The sequence below is a fragment of the Denitrovibrio acetiphilus DSM 12809 genome (assembly GCF_000025725.1).
GTDB classification, from domain to species: Bacteria; Chrysiogenota; Deferribacteres; order Deferribacterales; family Geovibrionaceae; genus Denitrovibrio; species Denitrovibrio acetiphilus.
On sequence record NC_013943.1, the window covers coordinates 1,166,545 to 1,187,352 of the forward strand.

The 20,808-nt window shown below is 41.1% G+C and carries 24 protein-coding genes; 12 read left to right on the forward strand and 12 right to left on the reverse strand.

Annotated features, from left to right (window positions below):
* Nucleotides 1–88: 88 nt before the first annotated feature.
* Both DACET_RS05620 and DACET_RS05625 read right to left on the reverse strand, forming a co-directional pair.
* Nucleotides 89–1,645, reverse strand: coding sequence for a sodium:solute symporter family transporter (locus DACET_RS05620; RefSeq protein ID WP_013010413.1), 1,557 nt, complete (start codon nt 1,643–1,645; stop codon nt 89–91).
* A 13-nt stretch (nt 1,646–1,658) separates the two neighbouring features.
* Complete coding sequence (locus DACET_RS05625) at nt 1,659–1,943, reverse strand: DUF485 domain-containing protein (protein ID WP_013010414.1); 285 nt, start codon at nt 1,941–1,943, stop codon at nt 1,659–1,661.
* A 478-nt stretch (nt 1,944–2,421) separates the two neighbouring features.
* On the opposite strand from DACET_RS05625, the gene DACET_RS05630 reads away from it, so the two are divergent.
* The 3 genes from DACET_RS05630 (at nt 2,422) to DACET_RS05640 (ending at nt 6,168) form a co-directional block, all read left to right on the forward strand.
* Nucleotides 2,422–4,308 (forward strand): putative nucleotidyltransferase substrate binding domain-containing protein, encoded by a 1,887-nt coding sequence (locus DACET_RS05630; protein ID WP_013010415.1) that lies wholly within the window; start codon nt 2,422–2,424, stop codon nt 4,306–4,308.
* Between the two features lie 86 nt (nt 4,309–4,394).
* Nucleotides 4,395–4,787, forward strand: a complete 393-nt coding sequence (locus DACET_RS05635; protein ID WP_041229921.1) for a hypothetical protein — start codon at nt 4,395–4,397, stop codon at nt 4,785–4,787.
* 7 nt (nt 4,788–4,794) lie between these two features.
* Nucleotides 4,795–6,168, forward strand: a complete 1,374-nt coding sequence (locus tag DACET_RS05640) for a hypothetical protein (protein WP_013010417.1) — start codon at nt 4,795–4,797, stop codon at nt 6,166–6,168.
* Here the strand turns inward: DACET_RS05640 and DACET_RS05645 are convergent.
* Nucleotides 6,114–7,001, reverse strand: a complete 888-nt coding sequence (locus tag DACET_RS05645) for a DUF6731 family protein (RefSeq protein WP_013010418.1) — start codon at nt 6,999–7,001, stop codon at nt 6,114–6,116. The genes DACET_RS05640 and DACET_RS05645 overlap by 55 nt on opposite strands.
* 77 nt (nt 7,002–7,078) lie before the next feature.
* On the opposite strand from DACET_RS05645, the gene DACET_RS05650 reads away from it, so the two are divergent.
* From DACET_RS05650 to DACET_RS05670, 5 genes are all read left to right on the forward strand, one after another.
* Nucleotides 7,079–7,375 carry an MTH1187 family thiamine-binding protein gene (locus tag DACET_RS05650; RefSeq protein WP_244392570.1) on the forward strand — a complete coding sequence of 99 codons (297 nt, stop codon included), beginning with the start codon at nt 7,079–7,081 and terminating at the stop codon, nt 7,373–7,375.
* Nucleotides 7,376–7,528: 153 nt separating this feature from the next.
* Entirely contained in the window at nt 7,529–7,708 is a 180-nt protein-coding gene (locus DACET_RS05655) for a hypothetical protein (protein ID WP_013010420.1), read from the forward strand.
* Between the two features lie 382 nt (nt 7,709–8,090).
* A complete protein-coding gene (locus DACET_RS05660) occupies nt 8,091–8,495 on the forward strand; it encodes a hypothetical protein (protein WP_013010421.1) in 405 nt (134 codons plus the stop codon).
* Between the two features lie 248 nt (nt 8,496–8,743).
* The gene (locus DACET_RS05665; RefSeq protein ID WP_013010422.1) at nt 8,744–9,481 is read left to right on the forward strand and encodes a heteromeric transposase endonuclease subunit TnsA; all 738 of its coding nucleotides are present in this window, start codon (nt 8,744–8,746) and stop codon (nt 9,479–9,481) included.
* Nucleotides 9,482–9,483: 2 nt separating this feature from the next.
* Entirely contained in the window at nt 9,484–10,473 is a 990-nt protein-coding gene (locus tag DACET_RS05670; protein WP_013010423.1) for a hypothetical protein, read from the forward strand.
* On the opposite strand, the gene DACET_RS05675 is transcribed toward DACET_RS05670, so the two are convergent.
* The 5 genes from DACET_RS05675 to DACET_RS05700 all read right to left on the reverse strand — a co-directional run bounded on the left by DACET_RS05675 (nt 10,470) and on the right by DACET_RS05700 (nt 15,032).
* Nucleotides 10,470–11,650, reverse strand: a protein-coding gene (locus DACET_RS05675; RefSeq protein WP_430640267.1) for an IS3 family transposase whose coding sequence is annotated in 2 segments (ribosomal slippage) — nt 10,470–11,369 and nt 11,372–11,650 — 1,179 coding nt in all. Because the reading frame shifts where the segments join, the coding sequence is not laid out codon by codon here. The two genes, DACET_RS05670 and DACET_RS05675, sit on opposite strands and share 4 nt — an antisense overlap.
* Before the next feature lie 154 nt (nt 11,651–11,804).
* Nucleotides 11,805–13,079, reverse strand: a complete 1,275-nt coding sequence (locus DACET_RS05685) for a radical SAM/SPASM domain-containing protein (RefSeq protein ID WP_013010424.1) — start codon at nt 13,077–13,079, stop codon at nt 11,805–11,807.
* Between the two features lie 14 nt (nt 13,080–13,093).
* Nucleotides 13,094–13,324, reverse strand: coding sequence for a hypothetical protein (locus tag DACET_RS05690; RefSeq protein WP_013010425.1), 231 nt, complete (start codon nt 13,322–13,324; stop codon nt 13,094–13,096).
* 355 nt (nt 13,325–13,679) lie between these two features.
* Nucleotides 13,680–14,582 carry a 30S ribosomal protein S6--L-glutamate ligase gene (rimK, locus tag DACET_RS05695; RefSeq protein WP_013010426.1) on the reverse strand — a complete coding sequence of 301 codons (903 nt, stop codon included), beginning with the start codon at nt 14,580–14,582 and terminating at the stop codon, nt 13,680–13,682.
* A 3-nt stretch (nt 14,583–14,585) separates the two neighbouring features.
* Complete coding sequence (locus DACET_RS05700; protein WP_013010427.1) at nt 14,586–15,032, reverse strand: ATP-dependent zinc protease family protein; 447 nt, start codon at nt 15,030–15,032, stop codon at nt 14,586–14,588.
* Nucleotides 15,033–15,366: 334 nt separating this feature from the next.
* Between DACET_RS05700 and DACET_RS05705 the strand changes: the two genes are divergently transcribed.
* A complete protein-coding gene (locus DACET_RS05705) occupies nt 15,367–15,768 on the forward strand; it encodes a GFA family protein (protein WP_013010428.1) in 402 nt (133 codons plus the stop codon).
* Nucleotides 15,769–15,827: 59 nt separating this feature from the next.
* Here the strand turns inward: DACET_RS05705 and DACET_RS05710 are convergent, their stop codons facing one another.
* Nucleotides 15,828–17,147 (reverse strand): coproporphyrinogen III oxidase family protein, encoded by a 1,320-nt coding sequence (locus DACET_RS05710; protein ID WP_013010429.1) that lies wholly within the window; start codon nt 17,145–17,147, stop codon nt 15,828–15,830.
* 187 nt (nt 17,148–17,334) lie between these two features.
* Between DACET_RS05710 and DACET_RS05715 the strand changes: the two genes are divergently transcribed.
* Nucleotides 17,335–18,156 (forward strand): MBL fold metallo-hydrolase, encoded by an 822-nt coding sequence (locus DACET_RS05715; protein ID WP_013010430.1) that lies wholly within the window; start codon nt 17,335–17,337, stop codon nt 18,154–18,156.
* Here DACET_RS05715 and DACET_RS05720 read toward each other — a convergent pair.
* A complete protein-coding gene (locus tag DACET_RS05720; RefSeq protein ID WP_013010431.1) occupies nt 18,146–18,424 on the reverse strand; it encodes a hypothetical protein in 279 nt (92 codons plus the stop codon). The genes DACET_RS05715 and DACET_RS05720 overlap by 11 nt on opposite strands.
* 210 nt (nt 18,425–18,634) lie before the next feature.
* Here DACET_RS05720 and DACET_RS05725 point away from each other — a divergent pair, with 210 nt between their 5' ends.
* Entirely contained in the window at nt 18,635–19,096 is a 462-nt protein-coding gene (locus tag DACET_RS05725; protein WP_013010432.1) for a glycoside hydrolase family protein, read from the forward strand.
* Nucleotides 19,096–19,275, forward strand: a complete 180-nt coding sequence (locus DACET_RS05730) for a hypothetical protein (protein WP_013010433.1) — start codon at nt 19,096–19,098, stop codon at nt 19,273–19,275. The genes DACET_RS05725 and DACET_RS05730 overlap by 1 nt, the downstream gene beginning before the upstream one ends.
* A gap of 173 nt (nt 19,276–19,448) precedes the next feature.
* On the opposite strand, the gene DACET_RS05735 is transcribed toward DACET_RS05730, so the two are convergent.
* Together DACET_RS05735 and DACET_RS05740 are read right to left on the reverse strand one after the other, a co-directional pair.
* Entirely contained in the window at nt 19,449–19,652 is a 204-nt protein-coding gene (locus DACET_RS05735) for a tautomerase family protein (RefSeq protein ID WP_013010434.1), read from the reverse strand.
* Nucleotides 19,639–20,781 (reverse strand): YbfB/YjiJ family MFS transporter, encoded by a 1,143-nt coding sequence (locus DACET_RS05740; RefSeq protein WP_013010435.1) that lies wholly within the window; start codon nt 20,779–20,781, stop codon nt 19,639–19,641. The genes DACET_RS05735 and DACET_RS05740 overlap by 14 nt, the downstream gene beginning before the upstream one ends.
* Nucleotides 20,782–20,808 lie beyond the last annotated feature (27 nt).

Consider the following 20,808-nt stretch of genomic DNA (forward strand, 5'->3'; position numbering starts at 1 on the left):
CTGACTATGTTTGTCAATGAATTGTAACATTGAAAAAGGGGTACCCTGCGGCACCCCTTAAAGAAGGTTGAAATGTATAAACCTATTTTTAGTGGTCTGAAGCGGAATCTGCTCCAACACCAAGGTAAGTACGTATTTTTTGCTCCTCGAATTTTTCCTGAGCTTCAAGATCCGGAACCATTATAGAACCTATCCATGAACCGATGAAAGCGAGAGGCAGTGAAACTACTGTAGGAAATTTATAAGGAAAGAGTGCTGTTTCGTTGCCGAGCAGCTCAACCCATACTGTCGGGCTGATAATGATGAGTACCATTGCGGAAAGCCCACCGAAGAGGATACCCATAACAGCGCCCGTCGTGCTGAACTTCTTCCATACTATAGAGAGGAACAGCGCAGGGAAGTTTGAGCTCGCTGCAATGGAGAATGCCAGAGCGACAAGAAAAGCAACGTTCTGTCCTTTGAAAAGTATCCCGAGCCCCACAGCAACAACACCGTAGATTATTGTGGCAACTCTTGCTGCTTTCAGTTTTTCACTGTCGTCAGCCTGTCCTTTTTTAAACGTGCTGATGTAAAGGTCGTTAGCAAGGGCAGCAGAAGCAGCCAGCGCAAGACCGGCAACAACCGCAAGGATAGTTGCAAAGGCAACGGCTGAGATGAACCCGAGGAAAGGTGTTCCACCTACGAGCTGCGCCAGCATAGGGGCAGCCATATTACCGCCGGAACCAACAGCCATTATTGCCTCTTTACCCATAAGGACAACTGCTGCGAAGCCGACTATAGGAATTATCAGATAAAAGTATCCGATGAAAGTTGTAGCATAAACAACGGATTTTCTCGCCTCTTTAGCATCCGGCACTGTGAAGAAACGCATGAGGATGTGCGGAAGTCCCAGAAGTCCGAGCATGAGAGCAAGACCAAGTGAAACCGCTTCCACAGGGCTTTTTACCAAACCGCCGGGGCGGAACATCTCTGCACCTATCTGTGTTTCAACTGCACCGTACAGGTTGCTGGGGCTGAAACCGAATTTAGAAAGAGCAAGGATCGCAAGCACTGTTACACCGAAGAGAAGGAGACATGCCTTGATGATCTGTACCCATGTTGTGGCAAGCATACCGCCGAAGATAACGTACATGAGCATAACTGTACCAACTATGATTTCAGCCATAGTATAAGGGATACCGAACATAAGCTCTATGAGTTTACCTGAGCCGACCATTTGGGCTACTGTATAGGATATGACAACCATTAAACCTGTTATAGCAGAAGCTGTTCTGATAGGTCCCTGCTTGAGGCGTGATGCCACAACGTCGGCAAAACTGTATTTACCGAGGTTACGAAGGGGTTCTGCTATAAGGAACATAAGCGCAGGCCATCCGACAAGCCAGCCCACAGCGTATATCATACCGTCAAATCCTTGAAGAGCCACCATACCTGAGATCCCGAGGAAGGATGCGGCAGACATATAGTCACCTGCAAGTGCAAGACCGTTCTGAAAGCCGGAGATTCCGCCTCCGCCAGTGTAATAGCTGCCTGCGGACTGCTGCTGTTTTCTGGATACAAACCATGTCACTGCAAAAGTGAGCATTACCACGAGTACGAAGCAGCCTATTGCGACTGCATTTGGTTCGCCAAAATTAAACTTCATTGGTCAGCCCTCCTTACAGCATCTTCTTAAGTTCTTCGACTTCTTTGTCGTAGACTTTGTTTGCCCAGACAACATAGATGACTGTCAGAAGCCATGCAGAGATGATGACTCCAACTGTCAGGTATATGCCGACTGTGGTGTGTTCGCCGACCTTCTGGGCGATAAAATCTTTGTCAAATGCGATCAAGAGAACGTAACCGTAATAGATTACAAACAAGATCATCAACATGATGAAACTGAACGTCCATCTTTTTCTGATGAGCGCTTTGAATCTTTCCGAGTTTAAAACATCGTGCATTCTCTCCTCCTTGCGTAATGTTTAACTGTTAAGAAAAATATGATCAGTCAACATTTGATGAACTCTGAGTGTTAAATATGTTGCCTGAATTTTAAAACATCTTTCTCTTTTCATGGGTAATTAATTACATTATCTAAATCAAGTGTCAAGATGTTTTTTATGATATGATTAATTATTAGTAGTTTAGATCATAATCTCTTTTTGTGGAAATTTATCATAAGTACACAAATGAGATGTTCACTATAGACTAAAATTCGCTCTGTATAAGCCTTCTGAGATTATTTATAATCAACAATAAATACCTATATTTTAAGGATAAATTTACAATAATAGAATATATGCGTATTTTAATATAAGTAGTACTTTTCGTTATACGTTGATATTATTTACTGAATATTATAATATTTACTTGTATTTAGAACATATTTATAAAATAAATTTACAGTGCAAATATATTGATTAGAGGTTAAAAATAATTATGAAGTTTACAAATATTTCAGAGGACTCAAAAATAATTCAGCAGCTTCAGTCGTTTTACCTGTTCAATCATGTTCCGGTTAAGAGGCTGAGTGTCATGACAGGAAAAGCTCAGGTTGTGTATCTGGATAAAGACGAATACATCTTTAAAAGAGGCGAGTCCTACCACAGGGGAGTTTACGTTATCCTGAGCGGCAAAGCTGAGCTTTATAATGATAACGGTACTAATATTGAGATGGTCTATGGAGATATGATCGGGCTGACTACTTTTTTGGGAAAATCAAATTATTATGTTACAGCAAGGGCAGAAGAAGAATGTGAACTGATTTTCTTACCTGAAATATGCATATATAAGCTCATGGAGGAAGTCGAGGATTTCAGAATAAAATATAATAAAATGACTTTTGAGCGCCTGTCAAAACTTTCAGGAGGTAACCCCGCAAACCTTACAGAAAATACATATAAATCTGTTGGCGGGTGTATGGTGACGCCTATATTCACCATAAATACTGATGAAAGCATATTCGATGCATCGGCAATGATGGCAGAACATAAGATCGGTTCCCTTGTTGTTACAGATGATGATGGTCGTCTCGCCGGGCTGCTCACTTCAAAACAGCTTGTTCATAAATATATGGCAAATCCTGACCGGGAAAATATGGCTGTCGATGTGCTGAAATATATGAATGTTGACCCGGTAGCTATGCCTCCGGAGTTTCCTATAGTGGAAGCTATCGCCGAACTTCAGGAGCAAGGGGAGGATTATGCGGTAGTCGTGAAGTCTGACAAGCCTGTCGGTCTGATATCAAATAAGGACCTGATGAATATTGTTTTTCAGAACAGCAACATTTACAACGCTCATATAAACGGGATGACTACCCTTGAACAGCTTCGGGAAGCCCATAGTAAGCTCTTTGAGATAGCTAAAACTCTGGTTTCTAATTCGCGCCTTACAAGCACTGTGCTGCCCGTTTTGTCTGCAGTACACATAAACATACAGAAAAAAGTTTTTAAGATAACGTTGGACGGAGCCCCGTCAGAGATGCTTGAGGTTATGCAGAAGGTTGGTAACTCTATGATAATAATGGGGAGTGGGGGGCGTAGAGAGATGATGCTTGACCCTGATCAGGATCATGCTTTTGTACTCGATAATTCCGCTTCAGGTGAAGACAAAAAGCACTTTGTAAGGTTTGGTGAGATGCTTGCAGAGAACCTAGCATATGTTGGTTATGAAAAGTGCAAAGGTAATATCATGGCATCTAATCCGGATATGGTTAAAACACTGAAAGAGTGGAAAAAGGTCATAGCAGGCTGGATTAGCAATCCGGGCAGTGAAGGTTTTTTGTGGTCTTCGGTTTTCTTTGATATGGATAGGTTTGAAGGGGATGAAAAACTTGTGTGGGAGCTTAAAGAGTTTATATCGGTGAGTGTGCCCGAACGTCCTGTATTTCTGGTGCAGATGCTCGAGCGCGACCTTAACACAAGGCAGCCAATTAATTTTTTCGGCAGGATTAATCTTGAAAAAGAGGGGGAGAAGAAAGGGACTATAAACCTCAAGTCTTCCGCTCTTACTTTTCTTGTGGATGTTACCCGGGCATACACCCTGAAAGCAGGCTTGAACGACCTTAATACTCTGGAACGGACTAAGCATCTTGAGCGTAAAAAAGTTCTTTCAGCAGAAACCGTTTCCGACTTTCAAAGCTCATATGAGACGATAGTTGACTTATTGCTAAAAGAGCAGATAGCGAAGGTTGAACACGGGGGTGAAGCTAATAAAAATATTGACCCCTCACAGCTCTCTTTGTACAATCAGGAGCGGCTTAAAAATTCGCTTCAGTTTATTACTAAGTATCTTAGTAAAGCATTGAGAAATTTAAAGATGGGCTAATTAATGTTTTATGCCCATTATGCGCCAATGATCTTTATTGAGCTTGTGTATTCTGATAGTTAAAATCCATGCGTATGGGGTCTTATATGAAAAAAATGATTGTCCTTGTTTCTGTTGAAAATGTTTCCGCAGCGGAAAAAGTTATAAAGAAGGCTAAGGCACAACTTGGACTTGATAAAGGTCGGCGTGTACTTAAAAAAGATAATACGAGAATTCTTTTTTCTTCCGGAATTATTCAGAAAAGTTTTGAAAATGTGGAGAAATTAGCGAAATTTAAAGATTATGACATGATCATTATTCCCGTTTATGGCGAAAACGTTAAAGCCTACCCGAAAATTCATGATATTAAAATATATGTTAACAACCAGCTTGGCTTTTCTGTTTTTATCTGCGCTGTACGTCCGAATCCGGCAGATAAAGACGTTGATGATGCAGTAGAAAATATCTTCGATATAGTGACTGCTAACATAGGGTTGTGATTCCGGCATGTCCTCAAAGATAGCCTTTGTCTGTAACCACAGGCGAACAGCTACTTTTAAACGGGTCGCTGAAAGGCTGGAGAGGTCAGGACATAAGGCTTTCTGGATATCAACTGGTTCCGGACTTGTTAAAGATATTCTTGCTTCTGTGGAAGAGAGTAAAGTTGTTGATATATCAATATTTTCAGATGTTGATTTAGGTGCGTTGGCTGATCTTGAACGATATTCTGAAATATCTGTTAACGGCATGATAGCTTCAGACAGAGTTTTACGTACAAAGCCCTATAGTGTTGCACTTGCATATATTTCATGTGCATATCTGAAAATCAGAAACTTTCTGGTAAATAATAATGTTGAGATTGTTTTTGGTGAAGCAACATGGGGGGGAGAGCTCGTTTGTGCTGCTGTCTGCCGTGAACTGGGTATACCATTCCTTAAACCTGTTACAATAAGGTGTCCGTCCGGACGCTTTGCCTTTTTCGAAGGGGTCTTTTTGCGGGAGCCCGTTGCTACCGGTAAAACTGTTGATATCAGTGTTGGGCAGGAACTCTATGATAGCTTCGTGACCCGCTGGAAAAAACCTTTTTATATGAATCTCCCCCGTAAGAGTCTTATTAAATCATTTTGTTATCACGCCGTAAGACATTTGCGCGGTGATGTTAATGATATGACTATGCCTTCGTTTTTCAGCCTTGTTTCAGATAAGCTCAGAAACTTTATAAACAGCATAGCTGTAAGGATAGGCTGTAACTGTGGTCTACCGCAGAAATACTGCTATTTTCCTTTGCATGTTCAGCCGGAAGCTACTATTGATATTCTCGGTTTGTACTGTGCGAATCAGAAAGAGCTAATAAATAATCTTGCCAAAGCTATGCCTGCCGGGGTTAAGCTTGTGGTTAAGCCTCATCCGCTTAAATCTATTGGTATGGATTTCTACAGGTATCTTAAACGAAACCCTGTCGTTGTGGTCGCGAATCCGGTGACAAACAGCGAAACACTAATAAGAAATGCTTCTGCTGTGGTTTCAGTTAGCGGGACAGCGTGTCTTGAAGCGGGTATATATGGAATACCAGCTTTTGTCTTTGCTGACATGTATTTCCAGCAGTTGAGCTCTGTTAAACATGTTGAGTCTTTTGGGGAAATATACAGTGTTTTAAAATCAACAAGGGAACGTAAGCACCACGTTGAAAGCACATACCGGTTTCTTGCTAAAATGTATTCTGTGTCATATGACGGGTATGCGGAGTCGCCGGATGTATATGCTGATGCTCTGAGTGAACAAAACATCAGCAATATCGTTATTGGATTTAAAGAAATGATCGATTACTACTCTTCTTCAAAATCAGCTACCGCTGACTCGATCTGCTCAAGATTGATCTGATATGCTTCAAAGAGGGACGATTTTGCCTCTTCTGGTGATATATGCATACCTGAAACCACTATTTCTGTTTTGTGTTTAAGCTTTGCGCTGTAAAGATCGTGCTCTTCTGTTGACTGTTCATCAAAGTTTTTCCCTGCAACTTTAAGCTTGCCAGCAAAATTTTCTTCGAGCACTTTTTTTATAAACTTCCTGACAAGGTCTTTATCCAGCGAGCCTTTGGTGTGCCCCATAGAGACTGCAAGGTCTATTTTGAGCCCTTTCAGGGTGTTGAGCATTTCAAAATTACTTCCGTATTCACTATCCAATACATTGTCTACAAAATCGAGAGCCGGGGCTTCTATGCTTATGTTAAGCTTACGGTAGACTTCCCACTGTGTAACCTGATCGTAGGCGTTGTTTATGAAGATTGGGGTGCACCCTGCGGACTGATCATCTGTGAGCCATCGGGCAAAATCTGCGAAACCTGATGCACCCGGTCCGAATCCGCCGGAGAACATTATGACGCACTGAAGCATCGGGTCAATTAGCCCGTAGCTTATGTCACCAAGCATTCCGCCTTCAAGCGGTGCTTCCTCTATGTCGCCCTCACGGTTAAACCAAACGGGTAGAAATTGTTTCTCTTTGATAAGACTGACAAAATGAAGCTTGCGGTCAGAAATTTCTATCGGGTCGAAGATCTTAAACATCAGCTCTTTAGATCGCCCATCGAAGAAACCGAAATCCATCCCTCCGTCAGCAAGTGTTGTGAGCCTGTCGTCAAGATCGTGGTAAAAAACTTCTTCAGCGGCTTCAAGCCTATAGTAGTTGATCGTAATATTTTTTCTTTCAGACATATTATTATTCCCTTGAGTTTATGAGGTCTCATCTTATACTATCACTTAGTGATTGCAAACGATTTTTGTTGAGGTGAATGATGAGTGCAATGGCTTTTGTTTCGATAACACCGCTGGGAGATGGCGAAAGTGTTTCCTGCTATGTTTCGAGAGCCGTTAAAGTTATAAAAGAAAGTGGTCTGGAGTGGCAGCTGACCCCTATGGGAACCATTATCGAAGGGGACAGGCTTGAGGATGTTCTCGCTGTTATAAACAAAGCGTCAGAGATCCTTGAAGAGTGCAACAGGCTTTCTATATCCATAAAGATAGACTACAGGAGAGACAGAGCAGGCGGATTAGACAAAAAAGTTAAGTCTGTTTTGGAAAAGCTGTAATATTATTTTATACACAAATATTAAGCATTGAATTAAGTAATTGGATTTCCTGCCGACTTGTTAGTTATATTTAGTAAAGCTGATTTTGTTTTGGTATGTGATTTGCTCTATAACAGGCATCAATTACTATTGTAAGTGCACTTGAGGTGTAAGGTGAAACCAGATAATGCTGTATACGGCACAAGTGAACATCTTTCAGAAAGGGTTGAAGAACTAAAAGAGGTGTTGAAGCGCCTCCATAAGCACGGCTCTCTGCTGGATAAACAGAAGCATAAACTTGCAGATGTAGTCGACAGCATGGAAGAGATGCTTGATAAGCAATTGTCGAGTTAGTACATTTTGATTTGGGAAGAATATATCTGAGCAAGGATGAACTTGTTTCTTTGTAGAATATATGCTGCACTCAAAACAGGTTAAGTTGACTCATTCGCCGTAGACAGCAGAAGTTGCTAAAATATTATTTCTATAAAAAATGAAAATTCATACTCTATCTGAGGATATGGGACATTTTGTTGTGTTAGTGTTAAATATGTTCTGTGTGGCTTATCAATTAACCCTGTGTACTTTTTTATCGTCAATATGGAAAAATATTCCTTAATTTCTTCATGTTTTTTTCTTAATCGCTGAAATCAATGTCAATTCAGGTAATTATTTCCTTAAAAAACTGGCACATCTCTTGTTATAAGTAACAACGAGAGAGAAACAGGAGCTAACTATGGCATCAACAGCGGTTAACGGACAGAACTTCTTTCACAGCAGTAGCTTCAGCGAAAATGTAGTCTATGCTGCGCCTAATGAACAGATACTTGACAGAGTGTATGACTTTCCTGAAGCCCTGCCTGAGAAAGCTATGGACATGGTGGTGGAAATGGCATCCGATGACAGCATTTCTAACAGAGAGATGGACTATATATATTTCATAGTTGTCACCCTACCTCTGATGGCAACATCAGGAATGTTTAAAGATCAGAAAAACTGGTTTCTTAAAGAGAACAGAGTAAGTTTTAAAGATTATATAAGATACAGGCTTAACAAGCTTAACTATATGTCAGTGAACAGCAATGATCAGCAATTTTGCGAACGTATCAGGCAGCTTCTATGGAGATTTTCTGTCGTTTGACATCGCAAAACCGCGTAAAGCGGCAATAACTTTGGCGTCGAAAGCGTGAAGTAATTCGCGTTATACTGTCCTGGGGGTGCATTAGTGGTGTGCCCCCTTTTTAATTCAAAAAGTGTATCTTTCTAATCAAGTTTGACACTTTTCTAATTGGTCTGACATTTTTCTATTTAGTTGGACAATTTTTCAATTAGTCCGACATTCAGGTTTTATAGTGTTATACTATAGAAAATTGCTTTCAAGGTGATTACATGCCTGATCTTTCTTATGGACAACCTCAACTCAGCGAATATGAACCCGCTATCAAAATTCCCTGCACGAAAGGTCTTAACTCAACTGTCAGCAGAATAAATGGCAGTAAGACAAGCAGGGTGCATCATCTGCTTTCCCGTAATGAGACAAGGTATTTCTATTATCTTGAGTGGGCGACTAATGTAAGTGATATCCGTGAGCAGTTTCCATTAGATATTGCTGAGACCAGAGAGATAGCAAACAAACTCGACTTAAAGCACGCTAATGTCAGAGGCAATGACATAATAATGACAACGGATTTCCTTATTTCTATTGATAATAATCATGTTATTGCCAGAACATTTAAAATGAGCAAAGAGCTCAATAAAAAGAGTGTTCTTAAAAAGTTTGCTGTTGAAAAAGAGTACTGGGACAGACGTGGTGTTGACTGGGGTATCGTGACAGAAAATGAAATCGACAACGTAATTGTTGCTAATATAGAGTTTTATCACCGTAGTCGTAGCTACCTCCAAGACGAAAAGATATCAGAAGAACACGTAAATGCAGTGCTCAGAGGCATTGGTACTGCTGAAGACAATCTGAAGAATGTTCTTTTGGGTACTGATGAGTATTATGGTTTAGAGGTTGGACAAGCATTAAGTATATTTAAATGTCTGGTATTTAAGAAAAGAATAAAAGTGGATATGAGAAACAAATTTAGCATATCAATGAAATGTAGGGATATTCAGGTGATGTAAAAATGATGATAGCAAAGAATCAGGTGCTTAAACTGGATGATGATAGATTAGTGAGAGTCTTGTGGGTTGATCCAAAGAGCGAGTTTGCGTTTATCTTTGATATAGAATCGTTATCAGTTCCGGAAAGGATAAGTATGCAGGAATTGTTTAACTCTTCAGAACCAGACGAAGATCTATATGCGTATATCTTTGATGAGGAAGAGATTCCTGGAAATCATAAAACCAGAAGAGATAACAGGTGGAAGATAATATCAAGCATTGTATCTGAAGAACCTGAGATATACATGAAGAATCAGCGAGGTTTGCTTATTCAGGAGCTATCTCGTGTGACAGGATCACAGAAAAAGAGAATTTACGTTAATCTTAAACAATATTGGCAAAGGGGAATGACAAAGAATGCTCTGCTGCCTGACTACAATAACTGCGGCAGGTACGAGCATAGGGATGATGTGGCGAAATCCGGACGTAAAAGGAAACATGCCGACAGGCTAGGTAATGGGGTTAAACTTACCCCCGAAATTAAAAAGATATTCCTGAAGGCATTCAAAAAATACAACAAAAATGCTCATAGACAAACCTATAAAGGAGCATACGAAGATATGATTGCTGAGTATTTTCGAGAAGAGACTCACAGTGAAGGTGATAAGCAGCTTTATCCTTCCTATGGACAGTTTGTGAGGTTCTATCATGAAACTTATAGCAACGAAGAGGCTTTAAGATTTAAAAAAGGCACTAAAAAGTATATGAAGGACTACAGACCTGTTCTTGGTGATTCATCAGGGGAAGCTAATTGCCCTGGTGGTCAATACCAGATCGATGCAACAATTGCCGATATCTACCTTGTTTCAGGCATGAACAGAGATTGGATTGTAGGCAGACCAGTGCTGTATTTTTGTGTGGATGTGTTTACCAGAATGGTCGCTGGCTTTTATGTCGGGTTTACTGGCCCTTCTTTGGAAAGAGGTGGTCCCCATATTCTGTACAGTTTTTAGACCGAAATAAGGTGTAAACTCTCAGTCATTTTATCATCTTTTTTCCAAATCTGAATCCCTAATCCGTTATAAGCTTCATATGGTGTTCTATCAGCCAGAGAAGAATGCGGTCTCCTAGTGTTGTATAAATTTATCCAGTTACTAAGCCCTCGCTTCAGATCGTGGCCGTTATCAAATGCATGCAGATATACGAAGCTATACTTCAATGTCCTCCAGATTCGCTCGATCATGACATTATCCATCCAGCGGCCTCTGCCATCCATAGAGATTCTAACACCAGCATCTTTAAGAGTCTGTGTGAACTCATAGCTGGTAAACTGACTGCCCTGGTCGGTGTTAAATATTTCAGGTGTTCCGTATTTTTCAAGAGCCTCTTCCAGTGCAGCAACACAGAAATCAGAATCAAGACTGTTTGAGAGTCTCCAGCTCAGAACTTTTCTGCTGTACCAGTCCATAATTGCCACCAGATAGAGAAATCCACGCCTCATAGGCATGTAAGTAATATCTGAACACCAAACCTGATTGGGACGGCTTATATCCAGCCCCCTGAGCAGATACGGGTACTTTTTATGAGCAGGATGAGGATTACTGGTCTTAGGCTTCTGATAAACAGCAGCTATCCCCATCTTATTCATCAGTCTGCGTATACGCTTACGACCAACATTGTATCCATACCTTCGGAGAGTCTTTGACATCTGCCTGGAGCCGAAGTCAGGCGTCATCATAAACTGCTCGTCTATAATACGCATAAGTTCAAGGTTTAAAGCAGACTCTCCAGACTCTTGATAATAAAAGCTGGAGCGACTGATACTAAGAAGCCGGCACTGCTTGCTAATTGAGAGCTTGCTTCCAGAATTTTCTATCATAAACTTCCTCCGGGATATGCTTACCGTTTCCCGAAGGCTCGTTGCAAAAAATCTCGTTCCACCGTTAGTTGTCCTATTTTTGCATGAAGATCCTTTATTTCTGCTTCTGACATTTCTTCTGACTTGCTGGACTTATTTGAAAAGATTGTCGACATTCCTTTGATGGCTTCACTCTTCCATTTAGAAATCTGGTTCGGATGAACATTATACTTGGCTGATAATTCCGATAAGGTCAGTTCTTCCCTCAGAGCTTCAAGAGCTACTTTTGATTTAAACTCGGCTGAGTAGCGGGTACGTTTTGTTTTTGACATCGTGTGATCCTCCAATATGCTTTTTCCACCTTAGCATATTGTACAGATTTCTGGGACCACCTCTTGATGCAAAATTAGAGTAGTATGCTGTGATAAAATTGTGATGGGATTTGGCTAAAAGACGGATGAGCTGCCAGAGTTAGAACTTTTTGTCTTATTTGGGGAATCCTGTGAAAATTAATTCATACCCGTATTTTAAAGCACTGCATTCAGGATCGGGTTTATCGAACCTGCCGTATTTTTTATAAACAGCGGCCTTGCATCCTCCTCCGCAAATACTCATGAAATGGCAGTCGGAGCATTCATCAATATCGTATGTGTGCACTCTTATATCATTGAGAACAGGGTTACAGATTATGCTTGCAAAGCTCTCTTCTATGACGTTTCCTAGCAAAAACATAGTTTCGTGCAGTAGATGGCACGGGAACACATTTCCTTTCATGTCAATGTTTAATGTAGATTTTCCTGTACCGCAACAAAATAGATTTCTAGTGCTTTGAAGAGTGATAATGCTCTGACTGTTTCGGGTCGAAAGCCGGTTACGCTGCTTGTGCGAAAGATTATTTTCAGAGTCTATCAAAATTTCCATAAACTTTTTATAGTCAAGAGAAATACTGCCGTCAGAATCACTTATTTTCCTATAATTATTTGGTGTATAACCTCCGCCTTTATCAACGGAATACAGCATCATCTCCTGAAAAAGATGAACATTTCCGTCGTGAATTGTGGGGGCAATAGTGAAAGGCACATTGTATTTATGTAATGTATCTACCCCTGATACGGTCTCAGCAAACGTATCCCCCCGGGTAATCTCATTGGTTTCGTCATTGGTTCCGTCAAGGCTTACTTGGACATTTTTCAGATAGTTACAGGCAGAAAGCTTATCGGCGATCTCATCATTGATTTTCGAACCGTTTGTTAATACTTGAAAATTCAGCTTCCTGTTTTCAAGTATCTCTATCAGTTTAAGAAACTCAGGATGTAAAAGAGGCTCTCCGCCTGTAACTAATATCTGAGCATTAGGATTAAAATTTGCGACTTTTTCGACAATTTTCGCAAAAATACTAGTTTCGATATAGCTGGTTACTTGGTTACGTTTGTTAATTTTGGGCTGAATATAGCAATATTTACAATTATAATTGCATAATTCAGATACTATGACATATACAGCATCCAACGCCCCGCCGTAATTGTTCGGTCTGGATTCTCTCATCCACCCTTCGTGGTTTAGCTTATTTATAAATTTTTCAACAACAGTTTTATCTATCTGTAAGTTCTCAATGATTTCTCTAGAGGCGCAGGTATCATATCCCTTTAGAATATGAAATAACAGCAGTTCAAAATCATTAAAACAGCTCAAAGCTCCTGTTTCATCGTTTGAGAGAATATTTAAGTTGTTGATATTGGACGACTTTGTATATGGCAGCATGGTCTTGTTTTCTTTTAGACTTCGCCACCGACACTAACGCCGCCGCCTGCTCCAAGAGACCCGCAAACAGTAAGCCTTAATTCTGTTGTTTCAACCAGACCTCTGTTTGCTTTGTTGATAGTGGAAATATCAAGCTTATCAACGTCTAGTCCTTTTGTTGTAAGAACTTCTTTTGGGTTTTCCAAAAACTTTTGTTTCATTGCGTCATCAGAGTCAATTTGTTTTAAAACATCAATTAATTGCATGGTGTACCTCCTTTTTAGTCACTGGAATAGCATTTCATGTCATACCTAAATTAGTTAATATGAGCATAATTAATTTTAGCATCTTTTATTCACAAAACAGGCATAAAACAGTATTTTTGTGTATTTTTTTGTTATTGAAATTTAAAGACAGGATAATTGATTCTCAGAATACAGGTTTTGAGTTTTTGTAATGATTCTCTTAACAAGAGAGTTTTTGAAGACTTTAATTATTATTTACAGCTTTGAAAAGCTAGTGAACGGCGCAAAACATAATCTTACGCCGTTTTGAATTTTGAATATTATCAGCAATACATAAGTGTGTATCTGGTTGACTTTCCAGTAGGTTTTGGTTGCGTTACGCTCCGACGCTGTCCCTTTTTCTCTTGCTGCTGTCTTTTTCTATGAATTCTATGACTTTGGATGCGACATCCACTCCTGTAACAGTTTCGATCCCCTCAAGACCAGGGGAAGAGTTCACCTCTAGTATAAGCGGACCTCTGGCTGATCTGAGCATGTCAACTCCGCAGAAAGGCAGGTTCATGGCTTTTGACGCTGCAATGGCTATTGCCTTCTCTTCTTTGGTCAATTTGACTTTTTCACCTTTTCCTCCTCTGTGCAGGTTTGAGCGGAAATCAGACTCGTCGCCTCTTCTCATCATGGATGCAACAACCTTTCCCCCTATAACTATTGTGCGCAGGTCAGAGGATTTTGCCTCTTTTATAAATTCCTGAATGAGGATGTTTACCTTCATTCCGTAGAATGCTTCAATGACAGATTTTGCTGCTTTATAAGTGTCAGCGAGGACAACGCCTATACCCTGTGTGCCCTCCAGCAGTTTGATTATAACAGGGGGGCCTCCAACGTTTTCTATTATGGAGTTTACGTTTTCGGGGGTGCATGCAAATGCTGTTTTTGGTATATTTACATTGTGTTTGGAGAGAATCTGGAGGCTCCTCAGCTTATCTCTCGCCCGGACAATGGCTATAGACGGGTTTATAGAATACGCTCCGCATGTTTCAAACTGACGCACAACAGCAGCACCGTAAAAAGTTTTAGTTGCGCCTATTCTGGGAATAACGGCATCAAGGTAGCTTTTCTGTTCGCTTCCTATGGAGACATCGCCTTCACCAGTGCCTATAAACATATGGGACTTAACGTAATCTATCCTTTCCATCTCGTGCCCCCTGGAGGTTCCGGCCTCTAGGAGTCTCTGGGTTGAATAGTATGAGTCACTTCTTGAAAGAACAGCAATTTTCATTTTTCACCTGTTCGATGTATAGGACAAATCCTTTTTGGATACATCTACAATAAATTTTCCACTCAGCATTCTACTCCCTATGAGTACAGGGAATTTCATGTCTTTTCTGTTTGTCAGGGTCAATTCTATAGAATAGGTCTTATTAAATATAATAACTTTGGTTCTGACTGAATATCTGGTTTCAGTAATTCCGTTAGAGCTTTTTACGTTTCGGATCTTGCAGATATCCATAACTATTTCTTTTTCGCAGTATTTTTTGTGGCTTGGGTCAAGCACTTTAAATGCTACTCTTTGAATATCATCAGACAGAAATGTCCTGATACTGTGACAGTGAATAGATGAGGTGTGAGCGCCCGTGTCTATCTTTGCTGCGATATCAAAAAGATCAAATTCAGGGAAGTCAATTCTGTCAGTCAAACCTATGACTTTAAGTCTTTTTTCACTTTTCATAGCAGGTCCTCGGCTGGATCTGAATCGTCAGCTCTGACAGCGCAAAAACCGGTTGTTTAACTCGCTGACTGGTGGTCTCATCTGCTTAAGACCGAGGTGGTTATATCATACTTCCGTTTAAATACAACTGCTAAATTTTGTTAATTGCATGGGGAAGTATTTGTTGTTTACGGACATTACTATTAAATCACAGTATTCATGGAATTACTGCACCATATATCCGGTAATTTTTGTTTGTAAAAGAATTGATAAATCCTTTGATGGCTTGTATCTTTTATTTTGTAAGTGATTTGGTTTATATCAAAGCTAAATAAATATTAATGATAGGTGATATATGCGTTATGTTGGGTCGTGCCTATGTGGTAAGGTTACTTTTGAGGTGGTGGGTGATTTTGAACATTTTTATCTTTGCCATTGTGAACATTGCAGGAAAGACACCGGATCGGCTCACGCCGCAAATCTGTTTTCTTCATCAGCCAGTCTGAACTGGCTTTCCGGTGAAAGCCTTGTGAAGGTTTTTGATTATAAGTCCAGCGGACATATAAAAAGTTTTTGCACTGACTGCGGCTCTGCACTCCCTAATATTCAGATGGAGGGGAAACTTATTGTTGTTCCAGCCGGATGTCTGGATGTTGATGTCCCTTTGAGACCTCAGGGGCATATCTTCTGTGCAAACAGAGCCAACTGGGACGATAGCTTAGAATCTGTCCCCGGTTTCGATCAGCTTCCTGAATAAACTAACGGCTAAAAAGGCTATAGCTGGCTTTGTATAATGGGAAAAGGTTTGCAGAGAGGTTATTTTATGTATTCATCCTCTCTTGTAAGGTCTTTCCGCATTGTTTCTCTTATATAGTCCATCCCGTTATAGAAGCCCTTCATCATAGTTGATAGGATAAATCTGCCCTTTGGTGTTATGACTGTTTCTGATCCTGTTCTGCTTACTGCTCCTAATGATTTCAACGCCGTATATTCCAGCAGAGGTCGATGTGCAGGTCTTCCAGATAGTCCGAACATCTCAACCATCATGCGGTATTGGCTGATTGAATGTTTGCTGAAACTGACGCTTTTGGAGACGCTTGACCTGCCGTTTCGTATTTTTTCAGCATATCTTTTAAGGGAGAAAGAGTTCGCATACAGAGTGTTGTTTAAAAAGCTGAAAGCACCGGATCCGAGACCGACATATTCGCTGTGCTCAACGACATATTCATCAATGAACTGCTCCTCGTTTATTGCAAAGTTCCATGAAGTCTTCTGAATATAAGGTGATGTCATTCTTTTTAATATGATTTTATAAAATTCTGCTTCCGTCTTATGTTCAGATTTGCCCAGAAGCTTTTTCAATTTTTCACCTGCAAAAGGGGCATACATGAGCGGGTAAAAAGTAACCTGCTGCGGGGACAGTTTCCGGACAGTTTTAATATCTGTGATGAGCTCTGCTTCTGTTTGTGAAGGAAAATTATATATCATGTCAATATTTACGACAGAGAATTCTTTCAATATATTTGATATCTTTTCGAACTGCTTTTCACCAGAACCAAATTTTTCAAGCCTGCCGATACTTTCAAGATGCATGTCGTTAAAAGACTGTACTCCCACAGACAGCCTGTCTATACGCCCCACTGTGTGTTTCATGCTTGCATCGTCGATGTGGTTAGGGTCTGTTTCGCAGGAGATTTCTTTTATGTCAAACAGTTCTCTGGCAAGTTCTATGGTTTTTGCCAGTTCATCGGGCAGGATAGAGGTTGTTCCCCCTCCGAAGTATGCAGAGGTGAAATTATATCCCAGATCGGCGGTCATTCGCATCTCTTCACGAAGAAGTAAGAAGTATTTTCTTGCAGTTTCTTCGTGTATTTTAAATCTGTGGAATGAACAGTAAGGGCATAGTGTTGCACAAAAAGGTATATGGATATAAAGCAGATAGTCCTTTGTGAAGTCAGGAGCCGGAAGGGTTTTAATGTTGTCTTCAGAAAATCTGAGATAATACCTGACAGCCTGTTTCATTACCGCTCTGGCAAGTTTTGCCGTGACATCCCACTGGATGCGTTCGATAGAATTCTCATTTGAAGTATTGTGTACTCCTGAGAGGAATGATCTTTCTTTTGGGAAGCCGCTCATTTTGACCCCTGTATAGTGTTAATAAAAAACATAATAGTCTTGTAATAGTAAAAAGTACGCACGTGAACAATAGGGGTATTATACACGAAATATATACATGATAAACATATATAGTATTTCGTTATGTGAAGTATGTGAAACGTAAATAATGTTGACTTGAATGAACGGATGCTAATATTATGTGTTTATGAAAATAACTATTATTGTTGATAATTACGTTGATACTGCATGCCTTCTGGCAGAGCATGGGTTCGCCTGTCTTGTTGAGGCAAACGGCAAAAAAATACTTTTTGATACCGGACAAGGTGAGGTGCTGCTTAAAAACATGGAGCACATAGGTGTGGAGAAAGACCTGGACATGATTGTCTTTTCGCACGGACATTATGACCATACGGGCGGACTTTGTAAAAATATGCATACACTTTCAGGATATACGAAAGAGATGTTTGCAAGCGAATTCATATTTGATGACCATCTGAAAAAAGGGGACAGATCGGAATATTCATATATCGGGATAGGGGCGACAGAAGAGGGTATACGGGATATGTATAATCTACATCTCACCAGCGGACTCACAGAGATAGCGGACGGAATATATCTGTCTGGGACAATTGGCAGAGTTGAAGAGTTCAGCGCTGATAAGCTTCTCTATTCCTGTATAAATGACAGATACTGCAAAGATATGTTTCGTGATGAGCAGTATATGGTTATAAAGGATGGGAGCGGTGTTCATGTGATAACAGGATGTACTCACTGTGGTGTGGTTAACCTTCTGGCTGATGTGCGGACAAAGTTTCCTGATGAGCAGATTCTTTCTCTCACAGGCGGGCTGCATATGTTTCGTTCAACTGACGAACAGATAAGTCATATTATAGAACATCTTAAGCGTGAGGGGATCAACAGGATTTTTACGGGGCACTGCACAGGGCTGAATGCAGCTTTTAAGATGCAGAAGAGCCTCGGGGAAACAGTTACTATTGCAAAAGTGGGGATGCAGTTCAGTCTTTAGAACGTTCTTCGTATTTCTTCATGATCAGTTCGCTTTCTGTGGGCGGGTCTCTTTTGATAAGGTCAGTTTCTCCGCAGTTGCTACAAACGTTTTTTGTCATAAAAAGCCATATCGAGCACAAAATCACTGCGGGAGCACCAATCATTGTACCGAAAAAAGGTACAATAGTGAAAAATATGGCGGAAACTGCCAGTGCTATTGCGGCGTAGTAGTTTTTTTTGGTCACATCGACCATCATTTTGCAGTTCTTGCACCATTTCTGAGCCATATAGATATCTAACAGAAAGTTACCATATGTTTCAACCTAATAATTATTATGCATCGCGAGCTTCTTCTTAATCCTCTTTAAACATATCTTTCGCCGAGAAATTTTATAATCCCGTCCATGAAGAAAACACACCCGCTTTAAGCCTCCTGTTGAAAAGCGGGAAAGCCGCGGGGATATTTTTGTCCCCGCTTCTTCATAAAAGGAGATCATATGGATGAAATTATTAAACGTATTAAGGTTTATGAAGGCTACAGCGAAAAGCCGTATGTCTGCCCGGCTGGGAAATGGACAATAGGGTATGGCTACAACTATGAAGACAGAGGATTTCGCACAGATGAAATTACTGAAATACTGCGAAATGGCTTTAGTGTGGGGCTGGCTGAAAAGCTGCTGATACGAGATGTGCAGGAGTGTATCCGTGCCCTCGGCAATATCTATCCATTTTTCAAAAAGCTTGATGAAGTGAGACATGCGGTTCTTGCGGATATGGTTTATCAGCTCGGTATGAATGGTTTTAAGGAGTTCAGAAAAATGCTGTATGCGGTTCAGCAGGGGGACTATGGAAGAGCTTCCGAAGAGATGAGGGATAGTCTGTGGTATGGGCAGTCCGGCAGAAGAAGCGTAATAAACACAACTCAGATGAAAACCGGAGAGTGGGAGGAGATAATCTGATGACCGGAGTTATAACAAAAGTACTTGCGTCAGTTTTAAGTAAGATATTTTATGCATTTTTTACCGAAAGGATGGTGTCGCGGGTGCTCATAGAGCTTATGCGGATATTAGCGAGTAAGACAACAAACACACTTGACGACAGCCTTGTTGAAGAGGTTGCCGCCAATGTGAAATTTTAGATTATTTATAAGCAGCCATCATTACACAGCTCATATTTTTGTTGATGGAGCGGAATTCTCCTCTCGCCAGTTTCTCTTTCAGAAAGGGCTCAGAGAGTGTGTTCCCTCCATAATTTTTAAATAGAAATTTTGTGTGGTTTCATTTCCACTGAAGTATAGCTGTCCGGTGCCTGTTATTTTTTCCTTAAATCTGTGACCGTTTCCCCGCCTATGCCGTAGCTGTCTGTGTCTAGCTCCTGAATTGTTACGACCATTGTCTTGGCTCCCCGCCCCATAACATCAGCGAATACATTTGTAAATCCTGCGATAAGCGCCTTTTTCTGCTCCGGTGTTGCTCCTCCGTCTTCTTTTGTCATTGTAAGATTAAGTATCGGCATGTTTTTCTCCTATTTTTATAATGTATGTCAGCAGACCGCCCAGAGCCACAGCGGATGCGGCCAAAAGCACCGGGATTTTGAAATCACCTGTTCGGTCTGCAATGTATCCGGCGATCAATGGACCTGTTATCTGACCTATGCTGAAGAAAACAGTGAGAACTGATGTCGTTGTTCCGCCCGGACTGAGCTGTCTTCCGTAGGCGAGGGCAAGAGATACTATCCCCAGAAAGGTTCCGCCGAACCCAACAGCCCCCACCATTGTGGCAAACATTCCATCTGATATGACAGGAGCGGCAATGGAGAGTGCCTGCACAGCAAAGGCTGCAATCATAGCGTTCGCAACCCCTGTATGTCTTGCCAGTATCGCCCACATGGGAGTCATGACAACAGCTCCAAGACCGGCAATCACCCATACATATCCGGAAAGTATCACAGAGCCTGTTCCGCGCATAACTATAACAGAGATGAAAGTACCGGTGATGATGTAGCCCGCCCCCTCCAGAAGATACGCAGCGGAGAGGAGATATATAAGCCTGTTAACGCTTTTTCCGGTTTTGGGTACTGTCTTTTCGTAAGTGTCCGGTTTTGGCGTATATTTTATAGCAATGATTGCGGGAGGTATGCTTAAAACTGCCAGCCACAGCCATATTTGTGAAGAGTTGAAATATTCAGACAACATAGGTACTGTCATCCCCGACAGCACCATCCCGCCGCCTATCCCGCTGTATATCACCCCCCCAAGGTGCGGGCGCCTGTATTTCGCCAGATGATCCATTATGAATTCTGCGCTCATAACAAACACCACGGCTGAAAGGAACCCGGATATAAACCTGACAACGTACCATAAGGGGTAGTTATGTATGTACATGACCCCCACAAGAAGGAGGCTGACGGGGATCGAAACAATGAAAAACGGGTAAGCACGCTTTGTCACCGAAAGATATCCGGCATAGAATGCACCGAGTAGATAACCCAGATAGTTGACAGAGGCAAGTGCTCCGGAAACAGTGTCTGAGAAGCCGAAGTCGGACTGCATAAGCGGGAGAACAGGAGTAAAGGCAAATCTGGCGACTCCCATTGCAAGAAATAAAGCTGATGCACCGCCAAGCAGTGCAGTTAATATTTTCATATTGTAATTATAGGCGGGAGTGATATT

Coding starts and splice junctions, on each gene's coding strand:
- DACET_RS05650 (WP_244392570.1), top strand. CDS start 7,079: ATGATGAGTGCAATGGCTTTTGTTTCGATAACACCGCTGGGAGATGGC.
- DACET_RS05710 (WP_013010429.1), bottom strand. CDS start 17,147: ATGAGCGGCTTCCCAAAAGAAAGATCATTCCTCTCAGGAGTACACAAT.
- DACET_RS05670 (WP_013010423.1), top strand. CDS start 9,484: ATGATGATAGCAAAGAATCAGGTGCTTAAACTGGATGATGATAGATTA.
- DACET_RS05740 (WP_013010435.1), bottom strand. CDS start 20,781: ATGAAAATATTAACTGCACTGCTTGGCGGTGCATCAGCTTTATTTCTT.
- DACET_RS05690 (WP_013010425.1), bottom strand. CDS start 13,324: ATGCAATTAATTGATGTTTTAAAACAAATTGACTCTGATGACGCAATG.
- DACET_RS05645 (WP_013010418.1), bottom strand. CDS start 7,001: ATGTCTGAAAGAAAAAATATTACGATCAACTACTATAGGCTTGAAGCC.
- DACET_RS05700 (WP_013010427.1), bottom strand. CDS start 15,032: ATGAAAAGTGAAAAAAGACTTAAAGTCATAGGTTTGACTGACAGAATT.
- DACET_RS05640 (WP_013010417.1), top strand. CDS start 4,795: ATGTCCTCAAAGATAGCCTTTGTCTGTAACCACAGGCGAACAGCTACT.
- DACET_RS05705 (WP_013010428.1), top strand. CDS start 15,367: ATGCGTTATGTTGGGTCGTGCCTATGTGGTAAGGTTACTTTTGAGGTG.
- DACET_RS05660 (WP_013010421.1), top strand. CDS start 8,091: ATGGCATCAACAGCGGTTAACGGACAGAACTTCTTTCACAGCAGTAGC.
- DACET_RS05635 (WP_041229921.1), top strand. CDS start 4,395: ATGAAAAAAATGATTGTCCTTGTTTCTGTTGAAAATGTTTCCGCAGCG.
- DACET_RS05620 (WP_013010413.1), bottom strand. CDS start 1,645: ATGAAGTTTAATTTTGGCGAACCAAATGCAGTCGCAATAGGCTGCTTC.
- DACET_RS05720 (WP_013010431.1), bottom strand. CDS start 18,424: ATGGCTCAGAAATGGTGCAAGAACTGCAAAATGATGGTCGATGTGACC.
- DACET_RS05630 (WP_013010415.1), top strand. CDS start 2,422: ATGAAGTTTACAAATATTTCAGAGGACTCAAAAATAATTCAGCAGCTT.
- DACET_RS05715 (WP_013010430.1), top strand. CDS start 17,335: ATGAAAATAACTATTATTGTTGATAATTACGTTGATACTGCATGCCTT.
- DACET_RS05725 (WP_013010432.1), top strand. CDS start 18,635: ATGGATGAAATTATTAAACGTATTAAGGTTTATGAAGGCTACAGCGAA.
- DACET_RS05685 (WP_013010424.1), bottom strand. CDS start 13,079: ATGCTGCCATATACAAAGTCGTCCAATATCAACAACTTAAATATTCTC.
- DACET_RS05735 (WP_013010434.1), bottom strand. CDS start 19,652: ATGCCGATACTTAATCTTACAATGACAAAAGAAGACGGAGGAGCAACA.
- DACET_RS05625 (WP_013010414.1), bottom strand. CDS start 1,943: ATGCACGATGTTTTAAACTCGGAAAGATTCAAAGCGCTCATCAGAAAA.
- DACET_RS05730 (WP_013010433.1), top strand. CDS start 19,096: ATGACCGGAGTTATAACAAAAGTACTTGCGTCAGTTTTAAGTAAGATA.
- rimK (WP_013010426.1), bottom strand. CDS start 14,582: ATGAAAATTGCTGTTCTTTCAAGAAGTGACTCATACTATTCAACCCAG.
- DACET_RS05665 (WP_013010422.1), top strand. CDS start 8,744: ATGCCTGATCTTTCTTATGGACAACCTCAACTCAGCGAATATGAACCC.